Here is a 22095-nt window from a genome sequence, read left to right as displayed (position 1 = left end):
CCATGCTCTGGAAGCTCCTCGTGAGCTCTGTCCGGCCGTACTGGAGGCTCCTCGTCGGGGTGATCGTCTTCCAGTGCGCGCAGGCCATCGTGAACCTGTACCTGCCGACCCTCAACGCCGACATCATCGACAAGGGCGTCGCCACGGGGGACACCGACTACATCTGGCGCATGGGCGGCTGGATGCTCGCGCTGTCGTTCCTCGGCCTGGTCTGCACCATCACCGCCGTGTACTTCGGTGCGAAGCTCGCGATGCGGGTGGGGCGCGACCTGCGTCGTGACGTCTTCGGGAGGGTCGCGACGTACTCCGAGGCCGAGGTGCAGCACTTCGGGGCGCCGTCGCTCATCACGCGCACCACCAACGACGTCCAGCAGGTCCAGATGCTCGTGGTGATGACGTGCACCATGTTCATGACCACGCCGTTCACGCTGATCGGCGGCATCGCGCTCGCGATCGACCAGGACCCCGAGCTCAGCTGGATCATGGCGGTCGCGATCCCGCTGCTCGTCGTCATCGTGCTGCTCATCGTGTGGCGGATGGTGCCGCACTTCCGCCGCATGCAGGTGCGCATCGACGGCATCAACCGCGTGCTGCGCGAGCAGCTCACCGGCATCCGCGTGGTGCGCGCGTTCGTGCGCGAGCCCGTCGAGGAGGCGCGCTTCGCCGACGCCAACGCGCTCGTCACGGAGTCCGCGCTCAAGGCCGGGCGCCTCATGGCCGCGATGTTCCCCCTGGTGCTGTTCGTGGTGAACGCCGGTTCCGCGGCGGTGATCTGGTTCGGCGGCTACCGCATCGACTCGGGCGAGATGCAGGTGGGCGCGCTCACCGCGTTCCTCAGCTACCTCGCGCAGATCCTCTTCTCGGTGGTCATGGCCACCTTCCTCTTCGTCCTGGTGCCGCGCGCCGCCGTCGCGGCCGACCGCATCGGCGAGGTGCTCGGCACCGAGAGCACGGTCAAGGGGGACGATGCCGCGGCGGAGGTCCCCACCACCGGCGAGGTGGTCTTCGACAAGGTGACGTTCACCTACCCGGGTGCCGAGCAGCCGGTCCTGTCGGACATCTCCTTCACGGCCCGTCGCGGCACCACCACCGCGATCATCGGCTCCACGGGCGCGGGCAAGACCACGCTCATCAGCCTCATCCCGCGCCTGCACGACGTGACGGAGGGCTCGGTGACGGTCGGCGGGCTCGACGTGCGCGAGGCGGGCCTCGAGTCCCTGTGGTCGCGCATCGGGCTGGTGCCGCAGCGTCCCTACCTGTTCGCCGGCACCGTGGGCTCCAACCTCCGCTACGGCCGTGAGGAGGCCACCGACCAGGAGCTGTGGGACGCGCTCGCGATCGCGCAGGGCGAGGACTTCGTGCGCGCCATGCCGGACGGGCTCGACACCCCGGTCGCGCAGGGCGGCACCACCGTCTCGGGAGGGCAGCGTCAACGCCTCAGCATCGCCCGCGCCCTGGTGCGACAGCCCGATGTGCTGATCTTCGACGACTCCTTCAGCGCTCTCGACACCGCGACGGACGCGCGTCTGCGCGCCGCCCTCGCGCGTGACGTGACCGACGTGACCGTCATCGTGGTGGCCCAGCGCGTGTCGAGCATCGTCGAGGCGGACCAGATCCTCGTGATGGAGGACGGACGCATCGTCGACCGCGGCACCCACGCGCAGCTGCTCGAGACGTCGCCCACCTACCAGGAGATCGTGAGTACCCAGCTGCGAGCCGAGGAGGTGGCCGGATGAGCGACAACGCCACCGAGACCAAGCAGGACGCCCCGCGCCCGCCGCAGCGCCAGCACGGACCCGGCGGGCCCGGCATGGGGGCGCCGGGGGAGAAGGCAGGCAACTTCGCCGAGTCGGGCAAGCGCCTCGCGGGGCTGCTGAAGCCCGAGATCGTGCTCGTCGCGGTCGTCGCCCTCCTGGGCACCGGCTCCGTCGCGCTGTCCGTCGTCGGTCCCAAGATCCTCGGCAACGCCACCACCGTGATCTTCGAGGGCTTCCTCGCGGGCGGCGTGGACTTCCCCAAGCTCCACGGGATCCTGCTGTGGGTGGTCCTCATCTACATCGGCTCGACGGTGCTGGGCCTGCTCCAGGGGTTCATCCTCAACGGCGTGACGCAGCGCACGATGTACCGGTTGCGCCAGGAGGTCGAGGACAAGATCCACCGGCTGCCGCTCAGCTACTTCGACCGCCACCAGCGCGGCGACCTGCTCAGCCGTGTCACCAACGACATCGACAACATCGCGCAGACCTTCCAGCAGACGCTGAGCCAGATCTTCACGTCGGTGCTCACGGTGATCGGCATCCTCATCATGATGTTCACCATCTCGTGGGGGCTCGCGCTGCTCGCGCTCATCTCGATCCCGCTCACCACCGTGGTGGTCGCGCTGGTCGCGAAGCGCTCGCAGCCCAAGTTCGTCGCGCAGTGGAAGCACACGGGCGACCTCAACTCGCAGATCGAGGAGGCGTACACGGGGCACACCCTGGTCAAGGTCTTCGGTCGTGGCCGCGAGTCGCGCGAGGAGTTCGCGCGCAAGAACGAGCAGCTCTACGAGGCCAGCTTCGGCGCGCAGTTCATCTCCGGCATCATCATGCCCTCGGCGATGTTCATCGGGAACCTCGTCTACGTCGCGATCGCCGTGGTCGGCGGGCTGCGCGTCGCGAGCGGCACCATGACGCTCGGCGACGTGCAGGCCTTCATCCAGTACTCGCGCCAGTTCCAGCAGCCCGTGAGCCAGCTCGGCTCGATGGCCAACCTGCTGCAGTCGGGTGTCGCGAGCGCGGAGCGCGTGTTCGAGCTGCTCGACGCGGAGGAGCAGGGCGCCGACCCGGAGCCTGCTCAGACCCCCACTGACGATCACGGTCGCCTGGTGTTCGAGGACGTGTCGTTCCGCTACGTCGAGGACAAGCCGCTCATCGACAACCTCGACCTGGTGGTCGAGCCGGGCCGCACGGTCGCGATCGTGGGGCCCACAGGAGCGGGCAAGACCACGCTGGTCAACCTGGTCATGCGGTTCTACGAGCTCACCAGCGGCCGCATCACGCTCGACGGCACGGACACCGCCGCGATGACCCGTCAGGACCTGCGCTCGCGCACCGGCATGGTGCTGCAGGACACGTGGCTGTTCGGGGGCACCATCCGCGACAACATCGCGTACGGGCGGACCGACGCGACGGAGGAGGAGATCCTCGCCGCGGCCAAGGCGGCCTACGTCGACCGGTTCGTGCACTCGCTGCCCGACGGCTACGACACGGTGCTGGACGACGACGCGACCAACCTCTCGGCCGGCGAGCGTCAGCTGGTGACCATCGCGCGTGCATTCGTCGCCCAGCCGCAGGTGCTCATCCTCGACGAGGCGACGTCGTCGGTGGACACCCGTACCGAGCTGCTGGTCCAGCGCGCGATGGCGAAGCTGCGTCAGGACCGCACCGCGTTCGTCATCGCGCACCGGCTGTCGACCATCCGCGACGCGGACCTCATCCTGGTGATGGAGGACGGCAGCATCGTCGAGCAGGGGAACCACGTCGAGCTCCTCAAGGCCAAGGGCGCGTACGCGCGCCTGTACGAGGCCCAGTTCGCGGCGCCCATCGAGGATGTCGAGCCGCCGATCGACCCGGTGGATCCGACCACCGGCGAGCTCGCGACGGTCTTCGACGACCCGTCCGTGCCCCATCCGGAGGCGCCCGCCCACCGGGGCGAGGAGCTGGGCGACGCGGCCGTCGACCGGGCCTGAACCCGTCGGCATCGTCCCTCGGAGGGACGATGCCGACGGTGGTCCCGGGTGCGACGCGCCTACGATGCGGGCATGACCGACGACGCTCTGCGCACCCCTTCCGGCATGACCGCGCTCTGGTACGGAGGCGACTACAACCCCGAGCAGTGGCCCCGCGACGTGTGGGACGACGACATGCGCCTCATGCGCCGCGCGGGCGTGACGGTCGCGACCATCGGCGTGTTCTCATGGGCGCGGCTCGAGCCGCGCGACGGCGAGTACGACTTCGCGTGGCTCGACGACCTCATGGACCTCATGCACGCCAACGGCGTGCGGGCGGACCTCGCGACGGCCACCGCGTCCCCGCCCAAGTGGCTGGTCGACAAGCACCCGGAGATCCTGCCGGTCACCGACGACGGCACGGTCCTCAGCTTCGGTGGACGCCAGCACTACCGGCCCTCGTCCGCCGCGTACCGCACCCACGCGACCAGGCTGGTCCGCGCGCTGGCCGAGCGCTACGGCACGCACCCCGCGCTCGAGGCATGGCACGTGGGCAACGAGTACGGCTGCCACGTGTCGCGCGACTACTCCGACGAGGCCGCGGTCGGTTTCCGGGTCTGGCTCCGCGAGCGCTACGGCGACATCGACACCCTCAACGCCGCGTGGGGCACGTCCTTCTGGTCCCAGCGGTACACGGAGTTCGCCCAGGTCGACCCGCCGCGCGTGACGCCGGCGGGGACCAACCCGACGCAGACCCTCGACTTCGACCGCTACAGCTCCGACGAGCTCCGCGCGTGCCTGCGCGCCGAGATCGCGGTGCTCCGCGAGGTCACGCCGGACATCCCCCTCACCACGAACTTCATGGGGCTCTTCAAGAACATCGACTACTGGACCTGGGCGGACGACCTCGACTTCATCTCGGACGACCTCTACCCGGACCCTGAGGACCCGGAGTCGCCCATGCTCGCGGCGATGGCGCGCGACCTCATGCGCTCGCTGGGCGGGGGCCGGCCCTGGATGCTCATGGAGCAGGCGACCAGCGCGGTCAACTGGCGCGAGTTCAACGCGCCCAAGCCCGCGGGCATGCATCGTCTGCTCTCGCTGCAGTCGGTCGCGCGCGGCGCGGACGGGATCATGCAGTTCCAGTGGCGCGCGTCCCAGGCGGGCTCGGAGAAGTTCCACGCGGCGATGGTCCCCCACGCGGGAGAGGACTCGCGGATCTACCGGGAGACCGAGGCGCTCGGCGCCGAGCTCGCCTCGATCGCGGACATCCGCGGGGCACGCTGCGAGGCGCGGGTCGCGATGGTCGTGGACTGGCCGTCGTGGTGGGCGCTCGAGCAGGGCTCGATGCCGTCGCGGCTGTCGTACGTCGAGCAGCTCACCCGCTGGTACCGCGCGCTGTGGCGGCGCGGCGTGCTGGTCGACATGGTGCACCCGTCGGGCGACCTCGGCGGCTACGACGTGGTGATCGCCGCCGGCGCCATCGCCCTGGACGATGCTGCGCTCGAGAACCTCGCCGGCGTCCCGGCACGCGGCGGCCAGCTGGTGGTCGGGTACCAGACGGCGGTGCTGGACCAGCACGCGCACGCGCGCCTCGGGGGCTACCTGGGCGCCCTTCAGGAGGCGCTCGGCGTGCGGGTCGAGGAGCTGTGGCCGTTGCGGACCGGGCGCATCGCGGGTCTCGCCGCGGGGTCGGTGTCCGAGTGGGGCGAGCTGGTGCGCGTCCGCGACGCGGAGGTGCTCGCGACGTTCGTGGGCTCCGAGGACCTCGACGGACAGCCCGCGATCACCCGGAAGGTGCACGGGGACGGCGCGGCCTTCTACGTCGCGACGGCCCCTGAGCGGCTGGGCGACGCCGTGGAGCGCGTGCTCGAGGACGCCGGCGTGCCGTGGACGGCGCTGCCCCCGGGCGTCGAGGTGGTGACGCGAGGGGACCGTACGTTCGTGCTCAACCACGCCCCCGCATCGTCCACGGTGACGGTGGCCGGCCAGGACGTGCAGGTGGGACCGCGGGACGTGGTGATCCTGCGCGGCTGACGTCCCGCGGCTCCGCCACCTCCGCCGCCTCCGCCGCCTCCGCCACCTCCGCCACCTCCGCCACCTCCGACACTCACAACGGAGCTGGTCCCGGTTCGCAGGCGTGTCGCCCCGTGGTGACGGTCACACGCCGGCGTGTCGCGGCGAGATCCGTTGCGAGTGTCGGGGTGGTCAGGAGCTCGGCGCCTCGAGGTGGTCCGCATCGAACGTGTACGTGGGGACCATCTCGATCTCGATGAGCGAGGTGTCGAGGCCGTCCTGCTCCATCGCGTCGTACACCTTGGCCATGTCCGGCAGGGGAGGCTGGCCCTTGACGATCACGTGGACCTTGCCGCCCTCGCGCGGCGTGATCGACACCAGGTCCCAGCGCGTGCCCTCGGTCGCCTCGTTCACGAAGTTCGTGACGCGTCCCATGCGGGAGCGCGACTCGATGCTCTGAGCGGTAGAGTAGGCGAGCGGCACCGTCACCACCACGAGGAGCACGATCGTCGTGAGGTAGGCGCGGGCACGCCGCCGCCGCTCCGCCTCCTTGTCCTCGGCCATCTCGATGCGCACGTTCGCGAAGCCGTAGATCGCCATCACCACGGAGCCCGTCGCGAGGATCGCGGCGACGTTGGTGAGGAAGAGCAGGAGCGCGCCCGCCGCCTGCGCCCATGCGCCCGACTCCGCGGTGAGGCCCACCACGGTCAGGGGCGGCACCAGCGAGATCGCGATCGCGACGCCGGGAAGCGTGTCGGAGATGTCGGAGCGCAGCAGCGCGATCGAGCCCACCACGCCGGTCGCGAGCGCCGCGAGGAGGTCGACCACGCCCGGGGACACGCGGCCGGCGACCTGGGCGTTGGTCGCCGCCGTGATCGGCTGGATCACCAGCAGCCCGATGACGAACCCGACGCCGATCGCCGCGGTCGCCCCCGCGACCATGATGCCGACGGATCGGACCAGGTTCCGGTGGTCGCCCAGGACGGTCGAGAGCATCGTCCCCTGGATGGGGCGCATGAGCGGCGCGACGATCATCGCGCCGATCACCGTCGCGGTCGAGTCCGCGACCACGCCCGCGGTCGCGATCACCGAGGCGAGGATGAGGAGCAGCCAGAAGCGGGTGTGCTGCGAGCGTGCCGTCCGGCCCTCGAACAGCACCGCGTCGCGCATGTAGTCGACGGAGTTGAGCTTCGCGCCCCAACGCGTCGCGCGGGGCGTGGATGCAGGGGTGCTCACCCCAGGAGCTTCGCCTTGGCCGCCGCGAACTCCGCGTCGGACAGGATGCCCGCCTCCTTCATCTGCGCGAGCTTCTGGAGCTCCGCCATGAGGTCGCTGCCGCCCGCGGCGGGCGCCGCCTCGACCTGGGCGGGTGCCGGCGCGGCCTTCAGCGCGGCGAGCTCGGCCTGCATCGCGGCCATCTGCGCCTGCGACTGCTGCTGCTGGTACGCCTGCTGCTCCACGGCGTACTGCTCCGCCTGCGCCTGCTGCTCCTTGGCAGCCCACCGCTGGTTCTGGCGGCGCGACACGTTGCCGCCCACCGCCTGCGCGGTCCCGGCGATGACCGCCGTCCGCGCCATGGTCCCGATCAGACCCGGTCGTCCCACCCTGCGCATCGTCGCTCTCCTCGCTCTCGCGCCCGAACCCCTACGCCTCGGCGCTGACCGCGTCGAGGACCTCCTGCACCACCGGGCCCGGCACCCGCACGGTGTCGAGCAGCTCGCCGCCGTTCGCGACGATCGCGTCGCGCAACGGCACCACCCACGAGTGCTCGAAGCACAGGATGGCCGCGGTACCGCCCGGCGGGAGGGACTCGACGACGATCTCGGCGTCCTCGTCGTTGAGCAGCCCGTCCATGCGCGCGAGGAGCTCGCTCAGCGCGGCCACATCCTCGTCGTCGGTGACCTCGGCGAGCTCGAGGATCTCGACCCCGCCCTCGACGTCCTTGCGCACGATCACGGCGTCGACGATCGAGATCACCCCGGTCTCGACCAGGCGGCGCAGCTCGGGGAGGATCGAGCCGTCGAAGCGGTCCTCCGGGAAGGCGATGGTGACGATCTCTACCGGTCCGATCACGGCGCAGCTCCTCGGATGTCGATGCTCTCGGGGCGCCTCGCGTGGGCCCTCCCTCTCGCAGGCTAGGCCCGCGGACGATGCGCGGCAACAGGAGCGGTGTGCGCCGACACCCGGGAACACGAGGGGTGATTGTGTCACCGGGGGCCGCGGTGATAGCCTGGCTCCGCTTCCACCGGAAGGCGCACGTCGCCCCGGGGAGCGCAATCCACGTTGCAGGCGTCTGACGATGATGTCTTGGTCAGCCGTACCCACGTGGATGATCTCGCACTTCTGGAGCCACAGGGGCTCGTGCGATGAAGGGAACTTACGTGACTGACACGACCGTGGCGCCCGACCAGACCGCCACCCTCTCCGCGATGAAGCTTGCCCAGCTCCAGGCGCTCGCCGCCGAGCTCGGCGTCTCCGGCACGGCGCGCATGCGCAAGGCCGACCTGGTCGAGGCGATCAAGAACGGCGGCGTGGTGCCGGCCAAGCAGAAGGCCGAGGCCCCCGCCGCGAAGCCGTCCAAGGAGCCGGCCAAGGAGCCCGCGAAGCAGGACTCGCAGCAGGACGCGGGCGAGGCGCCGCAGGGCGAGCGCCGTGCGCGCGGCTCGCGTCGCGCATCGTCCCCCCAGTCCGCACCGCAGGCGCCCGTCGAGGGCGACAAGGCCGAGGACCGTGCGCGGCGCGCCAAGGAGGCCGTGAGCCTCGACCTGCCGCGTGGCGACCGCCAGCCCGAGCCCGCGTCCGAGGCCGCCGAGGACCGCGCGCGACGCGCCAAGGAGGCCGTGAGCCTCGACCTGCCGCGTGGCGACCGCGAGGAGGGCGACGACGAGCAGCGCCAGCAGGGCCCGCGCCAGGCGCAGGGCCAGCAGGCCGACGACGACGAGCGCGGCGGCCGCCGGCGCCGCGGCCGCGGTCGTGGCCGCGGACGGGGGCGCGACCGCGATGTGGTCGAGGTCGCCGGCCAGCCGCAGCACGACGAGGACGACGCCCGCGACGACGAGGAGCTGACCCCGGTCGGCGGCATCGTCGACATCCTCGACAACTACGCGTTCATCCGCACCACCGGCTACCTCCCCGGCAAGTCGGACGTCTACGTGTCGATGAACCAGATCAAGAAGTACGGCCTGCGCAAGGGCGACGCCATCACCGGCACCGTCCGCCCGCCCCGCCCGGGCGAGCGCGGTCAGCGCCAGAAGTTCAATGCCCTCGCCGGCGTCGACAAGGTCAACGGCATGGCGACCGAGGAGGCTCGGAACCGCCCCGCGTTCGGCGACCTCACGCCGCTGTACCCGCAGCACCGTCTCCACCTCGAGACCGAGCCGCGCAACATGACCAACCGCGTCATCGACCTCGTGGCGCCGATCGGCAAGGGTCAGCGCGGCCTCATCGTGTCGCCGCCCAAGGCCGGCAAGACGCTGGTGCTGCAGTCGATCGCCAACGCGATCACCACGAACAACCCCGAGGTCCACCTCATGGTCGTGCTCGTCGATGAGCGCCCCGAGGAGGTCACGGACATGCAGCGCACGGTCAAGGGAGAGGTCATCGCCTCGACCTTCGACCGTCCGGCAGACGACCACACCACCGTCGCCGAGCTCGCGATCGAGCGTGCGAAGCGCCTGGTCGAGATGGGCCACGACGTGGTCGTGCTGCTCGACTCGATCACGCGTCTGGGCCGCGCCTACAACATCTCGGCGCCCGCGTCCGGCCGCATCCTGTCGGGCGGTGTCGACTCGTCGGCGCTGTACCCGCCCAAGCGCTTCTTCGGCGCCGCGCGCAACATCGAGAACGGCGGCTCGCTCACCATCCTCGCGACCGCGCTCGTGGAGACCGGCTCGAAGGCCGACGAGGTGATCTTCGAGGAGTTCAAGGGCACCGGCAACATGGAGCTCAAGCTCTCGCGCACGCTCGCCGACCGCCGCATCTTCCCGGCCGTCGACGTCAACGCGTCGGGTACGCGCCGTGAGGAGATCCTCATGAGCGCCGACGAGCTCAAGATCATGTGGAAGCTGCGCCGCGTCCTCACGGGGCTCGAGCAGCAGCAGGCCATCGAGGTGCTCCTGGGCAAGCTCAAGGAGAACAAGACCAACGCCGAGTTCCTCATGCAGGTCGCCAAGACCACGCCGGGGATGGACGAGGAGAAGTAGCCTCGCCGCTCGCGCGCGTCAGGGCCGGGTCCGCCACAAGGCGGGCCCGGCCTTTTCTTGTGCCGGTGCGGCATCTGCGCGCGAATCGTGCGTGATGCGCAGGACGATGTGCGGTTCACCTTGCGCGCGTCGCAGAACCTTGCCATATGGTGACCATGTGCTCAAAGCGTAGTAATTCATGCGTTTCGGGCATGGCGCCGATGCCGTGGGCCCCATCAGAGCCGCAGGGCGGAGGCGTGCAGCACGGCGGCCGCGTGAGCGCGGCCGCCTTGTATCGCGCTGCATCCGTCATCAGCGGGTGCGGCGTCCCTCAACCCGGGAGGCATACGTGCGCAAGAAACTGTTGGCAACCACCACCCTGATGATCCTCGGCGCGGGCATGGCGGCGGCACCCGCCGCGACCGCGTCGAGCCTCGTCCCTCCGGATGACACGGGCACCGCCGAGGCGGTGCCCTCCGACAACATGCCCAACCCGCTCGACGAGAAGCGCTCGGCGCTGCGCGAGGCGGCGATCACGGGCGTGCTCGACGGAGACCTCACGGTGGAGCAGCGCGGTGGCAGCACCGTCGTCAAGGTCGGCGAGGAGGTCGAGACCGCTCAGGCGAGCGGGAAGAAGGGCTCCACCAAGGGCTCGAAGGGCTCCAAGGGCCATGAGCCCAAGACCAGGGATCAGTACGTCGAGCTGTCGCGCGAGGCGACCGACCGCATCTTCGTGGTGCTGGCGGAGTTCGGCGACACCCCGAACCCGTACGGTGCCGCCGAGGACGCGCAGCGCACCGAGGGCCCGCTCCACAACGAGATCCCCGAGCCCGACCGATCGGTGGACAACAGCACGGTCTGGCAGGCGGACTACTCGTCCGACTACTTCCAGAACCTCTACTTCGGCGACGACGAGTCGTTGCGCGAGTACTACGAGACCCAGTCGTCCGGACGCTACAGCGTGGACGGCGAGGTGACCGACTGGGTCAAGGTCGACTACACGGAGGGCCGCTACGGCACCGACATCTGCGGGGGCAACGTCTGCACGAGCGTCTGGGCGCTCGTGCGCGACGCGGCGAACGTCTGGTACGAGGACCAGCTCGCGCAGGGCCGCTCCGTCGAGGAGGTGAACGCGGACCTGCAGTCGTTCGACCAGTGGGACCGCTACGACTACGACGGCGACGGTGACTTCAACGAGCCCGACGGCTACATCGACCACTTCCAGATCGTGCACGCCGGCGGCGACCAGGCCGACGGCGACCCCATCTACGGCTCCGACGCCATCTGGTCGCACCGCTGGTACGCCTACTACAACTACGCAGGGCAGACGGGCCCCGAGGGCAACCTCCTCGGCGGCACCCAGATCGGCACCTCGGGCGTGTGGATCGGCGACTACACGATGCAGCCGGAGAACGGCGGGCGCAGCGTGTTCTACCACGAGTACGGCCACGACCTCGGTCTGCCCGACGACTACAACGTGCAGTCCGGCGGCGACAACAACAACGAGTACTGGACCCTCATGGCGCAGAGCCGGCTCGGCGCCAAGACCGACGGCGGCATCGGCGAGCGCGGAGGCGACCTGGGCGCGTGGAACAAGCTCATGCTCGGCTGGCTCGACTACGAGTACGTCGAGGCGGGGGACCGTGCGACCGTGAAGCTCGGGCCGTCGGAGTACAACACCAAGAAGCCGCAGGCCCTCATCGTCGGGCTGCCGGAGAAGACGGTGACCACCGATCTCGGGGAGCCGGCGAGCGGGGACTACCAGTGGTACTCCGGTTCCGCGGACGATCTGACCAGCACGCTCACGCGTGAGGTGACGCTGCCCGAGGGCTCCCCGGAGCTCACGTTCCAGACGCGGTACGACATCGAGGAGGGCTACGACTACCTCTACGTCGAGGTCGACAGCGGTGGCGGCTTCGTGCCGATCCCGGGCTCGATCACCACGGTGGACGAACCGGCATCGACGGACGGCACCCAGGCCGACTGGATCGGAGCATCGTACGACCTCAGCGCCTTCGCCGGTCAGACGGTCTCGCTGCGTCTGCGGTACACCACGGACGGCGGCGTCGCGGGCAACGACCAGAATGTCGTGGACGGGGTGTTCCTCGACGACCTCGCGATCGACGGCGTGTTCAGCGACGGCGCGGAGGACGGCGACGGCGGCTGGACGGTCGACGGCTTCACCGCGGTCGGGTCCTCGTCCACGCAGGACTACCCGAACTACTACATCGCGGCCAACCGCTCGTACACGTCGTACGACCGCTACCTCGAGACCGGGCCGTACTTCTTCGGCTACGGGAGCGCCAAGCCGGACTGGGTGGACCACTTCTCCTACCAGGAGGGCCTGCTCATCTCGTACTGGGACCTGTCCTACTCGGACAACGACACCTACGCGCACCCGGGCAGCGGCCGCAACCTCTACATCGACTCCCACCCGAAGCCGATGAAGGACGTCAACGGCAACTACTGGCGCGCGCGCGTCCAGGTCTACGACGCGCCGTTCAGCAAGCGCAGGGCGGACTCGTTCACCCTGCACATCGCCGGGGTCCCCAGCTTCATCAAGGGCTCCGCCGGCAACGCGGTGTTCGACGACACGGACACGTACTGGTACCCCGAGCTGCCGAACCACGGCGTCAAGCTCCCCGCCGCCGGCGTGGAGATCCGCGTGGTCAAGCAGCAGGGCACGTCCATGACGGTCCGCGTGAGCTGACCGCACGATGACGGCGCGGCGGCGCCCGGAGGCCCGGCCTCCGGGCGCCGTCCCGCGTCGCGAGGAGGACCATGGAAGGGTGCGAAGGCTGGCGGTGCCCGTGGTCGCCGTCGCGGTGGCGGCGATGATGGCCGCGTGCGGCCCGGCGTCCCCCGGGGACGATGCGACGGGCGCGGCGACGCCGTCCTCGAGCAGTGCGGCGCCCCTGTCGCCTTCGGAGCTGCCGACGCTCCCGACCCCGACCGCGCCGCCGTCGACGCCCACCGACGTGATCCCGTCCGGCGTCCTCGCCGGACGCGTGACGGCGCTCACGGACGGGTGCACCGAGGTCACTACGGACGACGGTGTCGCCTGGTCGTTGGTCGGCGCGGTGCCCGACGGCCTGGTCGTGGGGGACACGGTGACCGCCAAGGTCGAGGAGCTCGGCACGCACGACGCGCCCTGCGGCGACGGGATGCCCGCGCGCATCGTCTCCCTGCGCATCGTCCAGTAGGCGGCCCCGCACCGCCTCAGCGGGACATGATTGCAGGATCTGGCTCGGATCCGGCCCTCATGTCCCGCTGGGGCGCGCGAGTCGACGTGCCACCACTTCAAGCACACGTTCACGGCACCAGCCGGGTCTGTCGACGATGTCCCGCCATCCGAAGCGCAGCACCACCCAGCCCGCCGCGGCGAGGTCGGTCTGACGCTCACGATCCGCATCGCGTGCCTCGCGCGTCGAGTGGTAGCGGTCGCCGTCGAGCTCGACGATCACGCGTGCCGCCCGGTGCAGCATGTCCACCGTGGCATGGCGCGTCGGCAGGCGTAGCCCTACCTGGCGCTCGAAGCCGCTGAAACGTCGGTCCGCGAATGCCTCGTGACGTGCCCGTACCTCGAGCGGCGTGGTGGCGCCGTCCTCGAACCATCCGAGAACCCGCTGGAGCCGGTGCCGCTCAGGTATCCGAGCGGCACCCTGCTCGGCGCGGGCGAGCTGCCGCCAGGTGCAGACGCGTGCCCACAGCGACTCCCACAGGATGTCGAGGCGCTGCGGTGGCGATGCGAGGCGCCATGCATCGAGCAGAGCGAGCTCGGGCACCACGCATGAGACTCCGGAAGGTGCGCTCGACACAAGGATGCGCTCACCTTGGAGGCACCGCACCCACGGTGGGGTGCGGGGGCGGAAGCCGTTCTGCACGCGGATATGCGCGACCGGCGCGGCTGCGACGGGGACGCCATAGAGGCGGAGCGCGAGCGGCCCGGTCACCAGGCCGGCTGGATGCCAGAGGTTGAGCGCCTCGCCGCGGACGGTCGGCGACCCTGTGTACGTCCGGGCGCAGTAGACGCCGGGTAGGACCCGGCGGGCGTCGCCTGAGCGGACGGCGTTCTCGAGCGCCGCTCTCGACCACCGCGCGCGCAGGTCGGCGCGGGTGAATGCGTGTGCATTGGCGACGAGGAACTCGGGGAGCGGACGGTCGAGCGAGACGAGGTCGGGGAGGAGACGCATGACTCGCATTCGACGCCCCATGGCGCGTCGGGGGAACCCGGTGTGGAGAAGTCGCGGGTCCTGGCGGGACATGGATGCAGGACCCAGCCTGGATCCGACCTTCATGTCCCGCTGGCGTAGGTTGACCGCATGGACCAGGTGATTCTCACGTGCGGGATGGCTGGCTCCGGCAAGTCCACCTACGCGAGAGGGCTCGAGGCCCGGGGCTACGAGGTGCTGTCCTTCGATCGCATCGCGTGGGAGCTCGGGTTCCGCGAGCATCCGTTGGCGGACGATGCCCGCGCGGAGGTGCACGCGCGCGTCCAGGAGTCTCTCCTGGCCGTCGTCGCGCGGGACGAGCGCGCCGTGGTGGACTCGTCGTTCTGGTCGCGCGGGCAGCGCGACGCCTACCGCGAGCTGCTTGCCGCGCACGGCATCGTCCCCGCTGTGCACTACCTGGACACCCCGCGCGAGACGATCCTCGCGAGGCTCGCCGCGCGCGGGAACCGCTCCGCCGACGACATCGCCGTGTCGGCCGCGGCGGCGACCGCCTACCTCGAGGGCTTCGAGGTGCCGACGGAGGAGGAGGGGCCGCTGCGCATCGTCAAGGCGCCCTAGCGGGACATGGATGCAGGATCCAGTCTGGATCCGACCTTCATGTCCCGCGAGCGCGGGGTGGGGCGCGCGGCGCAGCGGCGGATTCGCCCGGGCTTGACACGCGTGGCACAATTGTTCGTTGGCCCCGCCTGCGGACGGGGTCCCAGGTTGCCGGTTCACCTGTGCGAGAGACGTGCGGGACCCGGTGGCGAACTAAGGGAGATCATGAAGAAGGACATCCACCCCGAGTACGTGACCACCACTGTCACGTGCACCTGCGGTAACGCGTTCGAGACCAAGTCCACCGTGACGTCCGGCGCGATCAGCGTCGAGGTCTGCTCGGCCTGCCACCCGTTCTACACGGGCAAGCAGAAGATCATGGACACCGGTGGCCGCGTGGCGCGCTTCGAGCGCCGCTACGGCAACAAGAAGTAACCCGCTTCACCCGCGCGACGACGTGGCCGAAGCCTTCGCAGCCGTCCAGCCGATGCTGGACGAGTACGCCGACATCGAGCAGCAGCTCGCCGACCCCGCGGTTCACGCGGACGGCGGACGGGCGCGCACGCTCGGGCGTCGCTTCGCGGAGCTCGGCCGCGTCGTCGCCGCGCATCGGGCCTGGAGGAGCGCCCAGGACGATCTCGAGGCCGCCCAGGAGCTGGCGGACCTCGACCCCGAGATGGCCGAGGAGATCCCGGCCCTCGAAGGCGCCGTCGAGGAGGCCACCGAGCACCTCCGGCGCATCCTCATCCCGCGCGATCCCGACGATGCGCGCGACGTGATCCTCGAGATCAAGTCGGGTGAGGGCGGCGAGGAGTCCGCGCTGTTCGCGGGCGACCTGCTGAAGATGTACCTCAAGTTCGCGGAGACCAAGGGCTGGAAGGCCGAGGTCCTCGAGGCCGTGCACACCGACATGGGCGGGTACAAGGACGTGTCCGTCGCCGTGAAGGCGCGGGGCTCCGTCGAGCCCGAGGACGGCGTGTGGGCCCAGCTCAAGTACGAGGGCGGCGTGCACCGCGTGCAGCGCGTGCCCGCGACCGAGTCGCAGGGCCGCATCCACACCTCGGCGGCCGGCGTGCTCGTCTACCCGGAGGTCGAGGAGGTCTCCGAGGTCGAGATCGACATGAACGAGGTGCGCGTCGACGTGTACCGCTCGTCGGGCCCCGGCGGCCAGTCGGTCAACACGACCGACTCGGCGGTGCGGCTCACGCACATCCCGACCGGCATCGTGGTGAGCTGCCAGAACGAGAAGAGCCAGCTCCAGAACAAGGAGTCCGCGCTGCGCATCCTGCGCGCACGTCTCCTCGCGGCGCAGAAGGAGGCCGCCGAGGCCGAGGCCCAGGACATGCGCCGGTCGCAGATCCGCACGGTCGACCGCTCCGAGCGCATCCGCACGTACAACTTCCCCGAGAACCGCATCGCGGACCACCGCACGGGGTACAAGGCGTACAACCTCGACCAGGTGCTCGCCGGCGACCTCCAGCCGGTCATCCAGTCCGCGATCGACGCGGACGAGGCCGCCCGGCTCTCCGCGGCCGAGTAGCGTCCGCACCCCGTAGACTCCACCCGTGCCCACCGTAGGCGCGCGCCTGCGCGACACCACCCGACGCCTTGCCGACGCAGGCGTCCCCTCGCCCCACCACGACGCGATCGTGCTGATCGCGCACACGCTGGGGCTCGAGCCCAGCTACATCCGTACCGCCGCCGCGCGCGACGACGAGTGGCCCGACGGCGCCGACCTGGACCTCCTCGAGGCCCGCGTCACGCGCCGGGTCGACCGCGAGCCGCTCCAGCACATCACCGGCAAGGCGTACTTCCGCTCGCTCGAGCTCCAGGTCGGGCCCGGCGTGTTCATCCCGCGGCCCGAGACCGAGGTGGTGGCCGGCGTCGCGATCGCCGCGGCGCGCGATGCGCTCGAGATGCGCGGCACCGTCCGTGTCACCGACCTCTGCGCCGGCTCCGGGGCGATCGGCATCTCGATCGCGACGGAGATCCCCGAGGCGGAGGTCGCGATGGTCGAGGCGAGCGAGGAGGCGCTGGTCTACCTGCGCCTCAACGCGCGCGCCCAGCCCGCGGACGTGCGCACTCGCCTGCGCTCCGTCTACGGCGACGCGCGCAACTGCCTCCGCCAGTTCGACCAGTGCGCCGATGTGGTGGTCACCAACCCTCCGTACGTCCCCACCGCAGCGATCCCGCGCGACCCGGAGGTGGCGCTCCACGATCCGCCGCAGGCGCTGTACGGCCTGGGCGCCGACGGCCTCGCCGTGCCGCGCGCGATCCTCGACGAGGCGCAGCGTCTGCTGCGCGTCGGCGGTGTGCTGGTGATGGAGCACGGGGACGAGCAGGGCCCTGCCCTGCGCGAGTACGCCGAGTCCTCCGAGTGGTGGGGAGATGTCCGCACGCTCACGGATCTCACGGGACGCGACCGCATGCTCGTCGCGACGCGCGTGGGTGTCTGAGAGACTGACCGCGTGATCCTGCCCGTCCACGACCCCAACGCCTGGGGGCCGTCGCTCGATGCCGCCGTCGACGCCGTCAACCGCCAAGCGGTCATCGTCCTGCCCACCGACACCGTCTACGGGGTCGGGGCCGACGCCTTCAGCCCCACCGCGGTCACGGCGCTGCTCGCGGCCAAGGGCCGCGGTCGCCAGATGCCGCCGCCGGTGCTCATCCCCGACGTCCGCACGGTCGACGGCCTCGCACGCGAGGTGGCCGCACCGGCCCGCGCGCTCATGGAGCAGTGCTGGCCGGGTGCCCTCACGGTCATCGTCAAGGCGCAGCCGTCGCTCGCATGGGACCTCGGCGAGACGCGCGGCACCGTCGCGCTGCGCGTGCCCGACCACCCGGCCGCCCTCGCGCTGCTGTCGCGCACCGGCCCGCTCGCGGTGACCAGCGCGAACAGGACGGGCGAGCCTGCCGCGACGACCGCGGCCGACGCGGAGACGCAGCTGGGCGACTCCGTCGCGATCTATCTCGACGCCGGCGACAGCCCGCTCGGCGTCGCCTCCACCATCGTCGACGCGACGGGCGACCGTCTGCGCATCGTCCGTCAGGGCGGGATCTCCCGCGAGCGCATCGTCGAGATCGTGGGGGAGGACGCCGTCGCAGGTGACGCCGGGTGAAGGTCTACCTGACGCTCATGGCTATCGCGGCGCTGGTCGCGTACGTCGCGACCCCCGCGGCACGCCACCTCGCCTTCCGCGTGGGCGCGATCACCGCCGTCCGCGCCCGTGACGTCCACACCACCCCGATCCCGCGGCTCGGCGGGATAGCGATCTTCCTCGGTCTCGCCACGGCGGGCGTGGTCGCATCGGCCATCCCGTTCCTCATGCCCGTGTTCGACGCGGGGCGCGAGGCCTGGGCCGTGCTCGGCGGCGCCGCGATCGTGTGCGCGCTCGGCATGGTCGACGACATCTTCGACCTCGACTGGATGGCCAAGCTCGCGGGACAGTTCCTCGCGGGCGTGGTGGTCGCCTCGGGCGGCGTGCAGCTGGTGACGGTGCCCATCGCGGGCGTCACCATCGGGAGCTCGTACGTCTCGCTCATCGCGACGGTGTTCGTGGTGGTGATCGCGATGAACGCCGTCAACTTCGTCGACGGGCTCGACGGGCTTGCCGCCGGCATGATCGCGATCGGCGGCACGGCCTTCTTCGCGTACACGTACCTGCTCGCGCGCTCCGCGTCGCCGGGGGACTACTCGTCGCTCGCGACCATCGTGGTCGCGCTGCTCGTGGGCGCGTGCCTGGGCTTCCTGCCGCACAACGTGCATCCGGCACGCATCTTCATGGGCGACTCGGGCTCGATGGTGCTGGGGCTCATGCTCGCCGCGGCAGCGATCATCGTGACGGGGCAGATCGACCCCGCCGTGATCTCCGAGCGCGAGCGCGTCCCGGCCTTCATCCCGATCCTCCTGCCGATCATGGTCCTCGCGGTCCCTCTGGTGGACATGACGGCCGCCGTGGTGCGACGCACGCTGCGCGGCGACTCGCCGTTCTCGCCCGACAAGCACCACCTGCACCACCTGCTGCTGCGGCGCGGGCACTCGCACCGCTGGGCCGTCACGGTGCTCTACATCTGGACCGCCGTGCTGTCGTACGGGACCGTGTCGATCGTGTTCCTGCCGCCGGCGGGCGCGATCGCGTTCACGGCGGTCGGCGTGATCGGCGCGGCGGTGGTGACCGCCTCGCCGCGGCTCGCGAGGTTCTTCTCGCGGCAGTGGCGGCGCCTGGGTCACGCGATCTTCGCGCTCCAGCGGGTCACCCCCGAAGGGCGCAAGCGGCACGATGCCCGCCTGGCGGCCCGTGCGGCCGCCGCCCAGGCCGCCGCGTCGTCAGCCATCGCATCGTCCACCCTGACCGAGGAGAAGCCATGACCGCAGAGGCACGGATGTATCGCCGTGCGATCGTCCTCATCGGGATCGTCCTCGGTGCGATCGCCGTGGTCGGCGCCGCGATCGCGTGGGCCGTCGCGGGGCCCGCGGCGGCCGTCGCCGCCCTGGTCGGCGCCGCCGTGGCCGCGCTCGGCGCGATCCCCACGCCGGTCGCGATGCTCGTCGGGCATCGCAAGCCGCCGCATGTCATGGCAGGCATCGTCGCCTTCTCGTGGCTGGGCAAGATGCTGGTCATCATCGTCGCGCTGCTGCTGCTGAAGAACGTCGAATCGTTCCACAAGGTGGCGTTCGCGGCCACCGCCGTCACGGGTATCGTGGCATCGCTCGTGGTCGATGTGGCCACGATGCGCAAAGCGCGCATTCCGTACGTCCAGCCGGGTCCTTAGTCCCGGCTTCGATGCGTTAGGCTAGCGCGCAGTCAACGGCGTCGGACGATGGTCCGCGCCCAAGAAGCCATCGCACAGGAGACTTCGTGGGGAACCTATTGGCAGCGGTCGTCAGCGCTGAGGCTGCCGACTCGGGAGAGTCGAAGAGCTACATCGAACGGATGTTCAGCTCCGACGGCTTCCACGCCCCGTCGATCACCGACTTCTTCCCGCCCGCCCTCTTCGGCGACGGAACGATCTTCGAGTTCAACCGCATCATGATGGTGCGCCTCATCGCGGCGATCGCCCTCATCGTGGTGTTCGCGATCGTGGCGCAGCGCGCGAAGGTGGTCCCCGGCCGCTTCCAGGCCTCGATCGAGTTCCTGCTCGACTTCGTCAAGGACCAGATCGTCGAGCCCGTCATGGGCCACGAGGGCAAGCGCTTCCTGCCGATCCTCACCACGATCTTCCTCGCGATCGTGTTCTTCAACATCACGGGCGTGATCCCGTTCCTCAACATCGCGAGCACGTCGCTGATCGGCCTGCCGATCATCATGGCGCTCTGGGTCTACGTGCTGTACCTGGCGCACGGCGTCAAGAAGCACGGCCTGGGCGGGTACCTCAAGAACTCGCTGTTCCCCCCGGGCGTGCCGAAGGCGATCTACCTGCTGCTCACGCCGATCGAGTTCCTGCAGGTGTTCATCCTGCGACCGGCCACCCTGGCGCTGCGACTCGCGGCGAACATGATCGCGGGCCACCTGCTGCTGGTGCTGTGCTTCTCCGCCACCCAGTACTTCTTCTTCGCCGCTTCGGGGGCGATGAAGGCGACGGGCGCGGTGACCTTCGCCGCGGGCTTCGCCTTCACCCTGTTCGAGGTCTTCGTGGCCCTGCTTCAGGCGTACGTCTTCACCATGCTCGCGGCCGTGTACCTGAACATGGCGCTCGAGGAAGAGCACTAAAACCAAGCCTGCGCGGCCAGAAGCCCTGGCCTCGTCACAACGGAAGGAAACACAAGTGGACGTCACCACTCTTGCTGCGGTCGAGGGCAACCTCGCGACCATCGGTTACGGCCTTGCCGCGATCGGCCCCGGCATCGGTCTGGGCATCCTGATCGGCAAGACCATCGAGGGCATGGCCCGCCAGCCTGAGGTCTCCGGCCAGCTCCGTGCCACGATGTTCATCGGTGTCGCGTTCGTCGAGGTGCTCGCGCTGCTCGGCCTGGTCACCGGCTTCATCTTCTGATGATGCTCGCCCAGACTCTGCTTCTCGCGGAGGAGGCGCACACCTCGGAGGTGGAGGGCGCGGACCTGATCCTGCCCGCGCCTTACGACCTGCTGTGGTCGATCGTGATCTTCGCGATCATCGCTGTGGTCTTCACCAAGGTGATCCTCCCGAAGCTGCAGACCGTGCTCGACGAGCGCGCCGAGCTCATCCAGGGCGGCATCGAGAAGGCGGAGAAGGCTCAGGCCGAGGCCGCCGCCGCTCTCGAGGAGTACACGGCTCAGCTCACCGAGGCTCGTGCCGAGGCCGCGCGTATCCGTGAGGACGCGCGCGTCGAGGCCTCGCAGATCCTCGCCGAGGCGCGTCGTCGTGCCGGCACGGACGCGGAGCGCATCGTCGAGACGGCCCAGCGCCAGATCGACGCCGAGCGTCACCAGGCGGTCATCTCGCTGCGTACGGAGGTCGGCTCGCTCGCGACCGAGCTCGCGTCGCGCATCGTGGGCGAGTCGCTCGCCGACGACGCCCGTCAGCAGCGTGTGATCGACAGCTTCCTCGACGACCTCGAGTCGACGGTCAAGGCGGAGGGCTAAGCGCATGCGTGGAACGAGCCAGGCGTCGCGTGACGCGGTGCTCCAGCAGCTCGCCCCCGTGATGGCGGCGAACCGCAAGGACGGCATCGTCATCGCGGAGCAGCTGTTCGCAGCGGTGGACGCGCTCGACGGGTCGGGCTCGCTCCGCCGTGCCCTCACGGATCCGGCCCGCTCGGCCGAGTCCAAGGGCGAGCTGGTCCGCCAGCTGTTCGCCTCCTTCGACCCGCGCGTGGTGGACGCCCTCGCGGCGTTCGCCGGTGCGCGCTGGTCGGCCGAGGACGACCTCGCCGACGCGATCGACGATGCGGGGGAGCGCGCGATCTTCGCGTACGCCCTCGACGCGGGCACCCTCGACGACGTCGAGGAGCAGCTGTTCCGCGTCGAGCGGGCGGTCTCCGGCGACCGCGACCTCCTCACGGCGCTGGGCAACCGCTCCGCGACCAAGGAGGCGCGTCTGGCGCTGCTCGAGGGCGTGCTCGGCGGCAAGCTGCTGCCGACCACGGATGCCCTGCTGCGCAGGGTCGTGGGCGTGCCGCGTGGCCACCGCCTGCTCCCGGCGCTCGAACGGCTCCTCGAGGACGCCGCCGAGCACCGCGAGAAGGTGCTCGCGCATGTCACCGCCGCGGTCGAGCTCAGCGCGGCGCAGCGCACGCGGCTCGTCTCGCTGCTCACGCAGGCGTACGGCCGCGAGGTCACGATCAACGTCGCTGTGGACCCCGAGGTCCTGGGCGGCATCCGAGTTCAGGTCGGGCACGAGGTCGTGGACGGCACCGTCCTGTCCCGGCTCGACGAAGCACGACGACGACTTGTCGGTTAAGCCCGACGCACCACCGGCCGCCACGGCGGTACTGACAGGAGAG

At 70.4% G+C, this 22095-nt stretch carries 21 protein-coding genes; 17 read left to right on the top strand and 4 right to left on the bottom strand.

Features of this window, described 5'->3' with window-relative positions; all coding sequences use genetic code 11:
* The first annotated feature begins 2 nt into the window (after window positions 1-2).
* From AOM00_RS00890 to AOM00_RS00880, 3 genes are all read left to right on the top strand, one after another.
* Complete coding sequence (locus AOM00_RS00890) at window positions 3-1736, top strand: ABC transporter ATP-binding protein (protein ID WP_062515986.1); 1734 nt, start codon at window positions 3-5, stop codon at window positions 1734-1736.
* Window positions 1733-3727 (top strand): ABC transporter ATP-binding protein, encoded by a 1995-nt coding sequence (locus tag AOM00_RS00885; RefSeq protein WP_082096385.1) that lies wholly within the window; start codon window positions 1733-1735, stop codon window positions 3725-3727. The genes AOM00_RS00890 and AOM00_RS00885 overlap by 4 nt, the downstream gene beginning before the upstream one ends.
* Window positions 3728-3799: 72 nt before the next feature.
* Window positions 3800-5743, top strand: a complete 1944-nt coding sequence (locus tag AOM00_RS00880) for a beta-galactosidase (RefSeq protein WP_228373362.1) — start codon at window positions 3800-3802, stop codon at window positions 5741-5743.
* 171 nt (window positions 5744-5914) lie between these two features.
* On the opposite strand, the gene AOM00_RS00875 is transcribed toward AOM00_RS00880, so the two are convergent.
* The 3 genes from AOM00_RS00875 to AOM00_RS00865 are packed head-to-tail and all read right to left on the bottom strand — an operon-like array spanning window position 5915 to window position 7795.
* Window positions 5915-6958, bottom strand: coding sequence for a TIGR00341 family protein (locus AOM00_RS00875; RefSeq protein WP_062515985.1), 1044 nt, complete (start codon window positions 6956-6958; stop codon window positions 5915-5917).
* Window positions 6955-7335, bottom strand: coding sequence for an SHOCT domain-containing protein (locus AOM00_RS00870; RefSeq protein ID WP_062515984.1), 381 nt, complete (start codon window positions 7333-7335; stop codon window positions 6955-6957). The genes AOM00_RS00875 and AOM00_RS00870 overlap by 4 nt, the downstream gene beginning before the upstream one ends.
* A gap of 31 nt (window positions 7336-7366) precedes the next feature.
* Window positions 7367-7795 carry a DUF6325 family protein gene (locus AOM00_RS00865; protein WP_062515983.1) on the bottom strand — a complete coding sequence of 143 codons (429 nt, stop codon included), beginning with the start codon at window positions 7793-7795 and terminating at the stop codon, window positions 7367-7369.
* A gap of 308 nt (window positions 7796-8103) precedes the next feature.
* Between AOM00_RS00865 and rho the strand changes: the two genes are divergently transcribed.
* From rho to AOM00_RS00850, 3 genes are all read left to right on the top strand, one after another.
* Entirely contained in the window at window positions 8104-9924 is a 1821-nt protein-coding gene (gene rho / locus AOM00_RS00860; protein WP_228373361.1) for a transcription termination factor Rho, read from the top strand.
* A gap of 343 nt (window positions 9925-10267) precedes the next feature.
* Window positions 10268-12613 (top strand): immune inhibitor A domain-containing protein, encoded by a 2346-nt coding sequence (locus AOM00_RS00855; RefSeq protein WP_228373360.1) that lies wholly within the window; start codon window positions 10268-10270, stop codon window positions 12611-12613.
* Window positions 12614-12692: 79 nt separating this feature from the next.
* Complete coding sequence (locus tag AOM00_RS00850) at window positions 12693-13106, top strand: hypothetical protein (protein WP_156158958.1); 414 nt, start codon at window positions 12693-12695, stop codon at window positions 13104-13106.
* Between the two features lie 57 nt (window positions 13107-13163).
* Here AOM00_RS00850 and AOM00_RS00845 read toward each other — a convergent pair whose 3' ends face one another.
* A complete protein-coding gene (locus AOM00_RS00845; RefSeq protein ID WP_062515980.1) occupies window positions 13164-14096 on the bottom strand; it encodes a PDDEXK-like endonuclease domain-containing protein in 933 nt (310 codons plus the stop codon).
* A 129-nt stretch (window positions 14097-14225) separates the two neighbouring features.
* Here AOM00_RS00845 and AOM00_RS00840 point away from each other — a divergent pair, with 129 nt between their 5' ends.
* From AOM00_RS00840 to AOM00_RS00790, 11 genes are all read left to right on the top strand, one after another.
* A complete protein-coding gene (locus tag AOM00_RS00840; RefSeq protein ID WP_062515979.1) occupies window positions 14226-14693 on the top strand; it encodes a P-loop nucleotide/nucleoside kinase family protein in 468 nt (155 codons plus the stop codon).
* A gap of 204 nt (window positions 14694-14897) precedes the next feature.
* The gene (gene rpmE, locus AOM00_RS00835; protein WP_062515978.1) at window positions 14898-15107 is read left to right on the top strand and encodes a 50S ribosomal protein L31; all 210 of its coding nucleotides are present in this window, start codon (window positions 14898-14900) and stop codon (window positions 15105-15107) included.
* A 22-nt stretch (window positions 15108-15129) separates the two neighbouring features.
* Window positions 15130-16212, top strand: coding sequence for a peptide chain release factor 1 (gene prfA / locus AOM00_RS00830; protein ID WP_062515977.1), 1083 nt, complete (start codon window positions 15130-15132; stop codon window positions 16210-16212).
* Window positions 16213-16237: 25 nt separating this feature from the next.
* Entirely contained in the window at window positions 16238-17128 is an 891-nt protein-coding gene (prmC, locus tag AOM00_RS00825; RefSeq protein WP_082096383.1) for a peptide chain release factor N(5)-glutamine methyltransferase, read from the top strand.
* 15 nt (window positions 17129-17143) lie between these two features.
* Window positions 17144-17791 (top strand): L-threonylcarbamoyladenylate synthase, encoded by a 648-nt coding sequence (locus tag AOM00_RS00820; protein ID WP_062516095.1) that lies wholly within the window; start codon window positions 17144-17146, stop codon window positions 17789-17791.
* Window positions 17788-19041, top strand: a complete 1254-nt coding sequence (locus AOM00_RS00815) for an MraY family glycosyltransferase (RefSeq protein ID WP_062515976.1) — start codon at window positions 17788-17790, stop codon at window positions 19039-19041. The genes AOM00_RS00820 and AOM00_RS00815 overlap by 4 nt, the downstream gene beginning before the upstream one ends.
* On the top strand, window positions 19038-19445 hold the full coding sequence (locus AOM00_RS00810) for a Cg1360 family ATP-synthase-associated protein (RefSeq protein ID WP_062515975.1): 408 nt from the start codon (window positions 19038-19040) through the stop codon (window positions 19443-19445). The genes AOM00_RS00815 and AOM00_RS00810 overlap by 4 nt, the downstream gene beginning before the upstream one ends.
* Window positions 19446-19606: 161 nt before the next feature.
* On the top strand, window positions 19607-20383 hold the full coding sequence (atpB, locus tag AOM00_RS00805) for a F0F1 ATP synthase subunit A (protein WP_062516094.1): 777 nt from the start codon (window positions 19607-19609) through the stop codon (window positions 20381-20383).
* Window positions 20384-20438: 55 nt separating this feature from the next.
* Window positions 20439-20666: an ATP synthase F0 subunit C gene (atpE, locus tag AOM00_RS00800; protein ID WP_062302550.1), complete on the top strand. Its 228-nt coding sequence runs from the start codon at window positions 20439-20441 to the stop codon at window positions 20664-20666.
* 2 nt (window positions 20667-20668) lie between these two features.
* Complete coding sequence (locus AOM00_RS00795; RefSeq protein WP_062516093.1) at window positions 20669-21235, top strand: F0F1 ATP synthase subunit B; 567 nt, start codon at window positions 20669-20671, stop codon at window positions 21233-21235.
* Between the two features lie 4 nt (window positions 21236-21239).
* Window positions 21240-22052, top strand: coding sequence for a F0F1 ATP synthase subunit delta (locus AOM00_RS00790; protein ID WP_062515974.1), 813 nt, complete (start codon window positions 21240-21242; stop codon window positions 22050-22052).
* Window positions 22053-22095 lie beyond the last annotated feature (43 nt).

Origin of the sequence: Demequina gelatinilytica (genome assembly GCF_000971115.1) — a bacterium.
In the GTDB taxonomy this organism is placed as follows: Bacteria; Actinomycetota; Actinomycetes; order Actinomycetales; family Demequinaceae; genus Demequina; species Demequina gelatinilytica.
The sequence above is the reverse complement of the archived record's forward strand: the minus strand, read 5'-3'. Positions and strand labels throughout refer to the sequence as shown.

Excerpts from the sequence above, each read along its gene's own strand:
- AOM00_RS00845 (WP_062515980.1), bottom strand. The coding sequence starts at position 14,096 with ATGCGTCTCCTCCCCGACCTCGTCTCGCTCGACCGTCCGCTCCCCGAG.
- AOM00_RS00890 (WP_062515986.1), top strand. The coding sequence starts at position 3 with ATGCTCTGGAAGCTCCTCGTGAGCTCTGTCCGGCCGTACTGGAGGCTC.
- AOM00_RS00795 (WP_062516093.1), top strand. The coding sequence starts at position 20,669 with ATGCTCGCCCAGACTCTGCTTCTCGCGGAGGAGGCGCACACCTCGGAG.
- atpB (WP_062516094.1), top strand. The coding sequence starts at position 19,607 with ATGTTCAGCTCCGACGGCTTCCACGCCCCGTCGATCACCGACTTCTTC.
- AOM00_RS00885 (WP_082096385.1), top strand. The coding sequence starts at position 1,733 with ATGAGCGACAACGCCACCGAGACCAAGCAGGACGCCCCGCGCCCGCCG.
- AOM00_RS00810 (WP_062515975.1), top strand. The coding sequence starts at position 19,038 with ATGACCGCAGAGGCACGGATGTATCGCCGTGCGATCGTCCTCATCGGG.
- AOM00_RS00790 (WP_062515974.1), top strand. The coding sequence starts at position 21,240 with ATGCGTGGAACGAGCCAGGCGTCGCGTGACGCGGTGCTCCAGCAGCTC.
- rpmE (WP_062515978.1), top strand. The coding sequence starts at position 14,898 with ATGAAGAAGGACATCCACCCCGAGTACGTGACCACCACTGTCACGTGC.
- AOM00_RS00880 (WP_228373362.1), top strand. The coding sequence starts at position 3,800 with ATGACCGACGACGCTCTGCGCACCCCTTCCGGCATGACCGCGCTCTGG.
- AOM00_RS00840 (WP_062515979.1), top strand. The coding sequence starts at position 14,226 with ATGGACCAGGTGATTCTCACGTGCGGGATGGCTGGCTCCGGCAAGTCC.
- AOM00_RS00870 (WP_062515984.1), bottom strand. The coding sequence starts at position 7,335 with ATGCGCAGGGTGGGACGACCGGGTCTGATCGGGACCATGGCGCGGACG.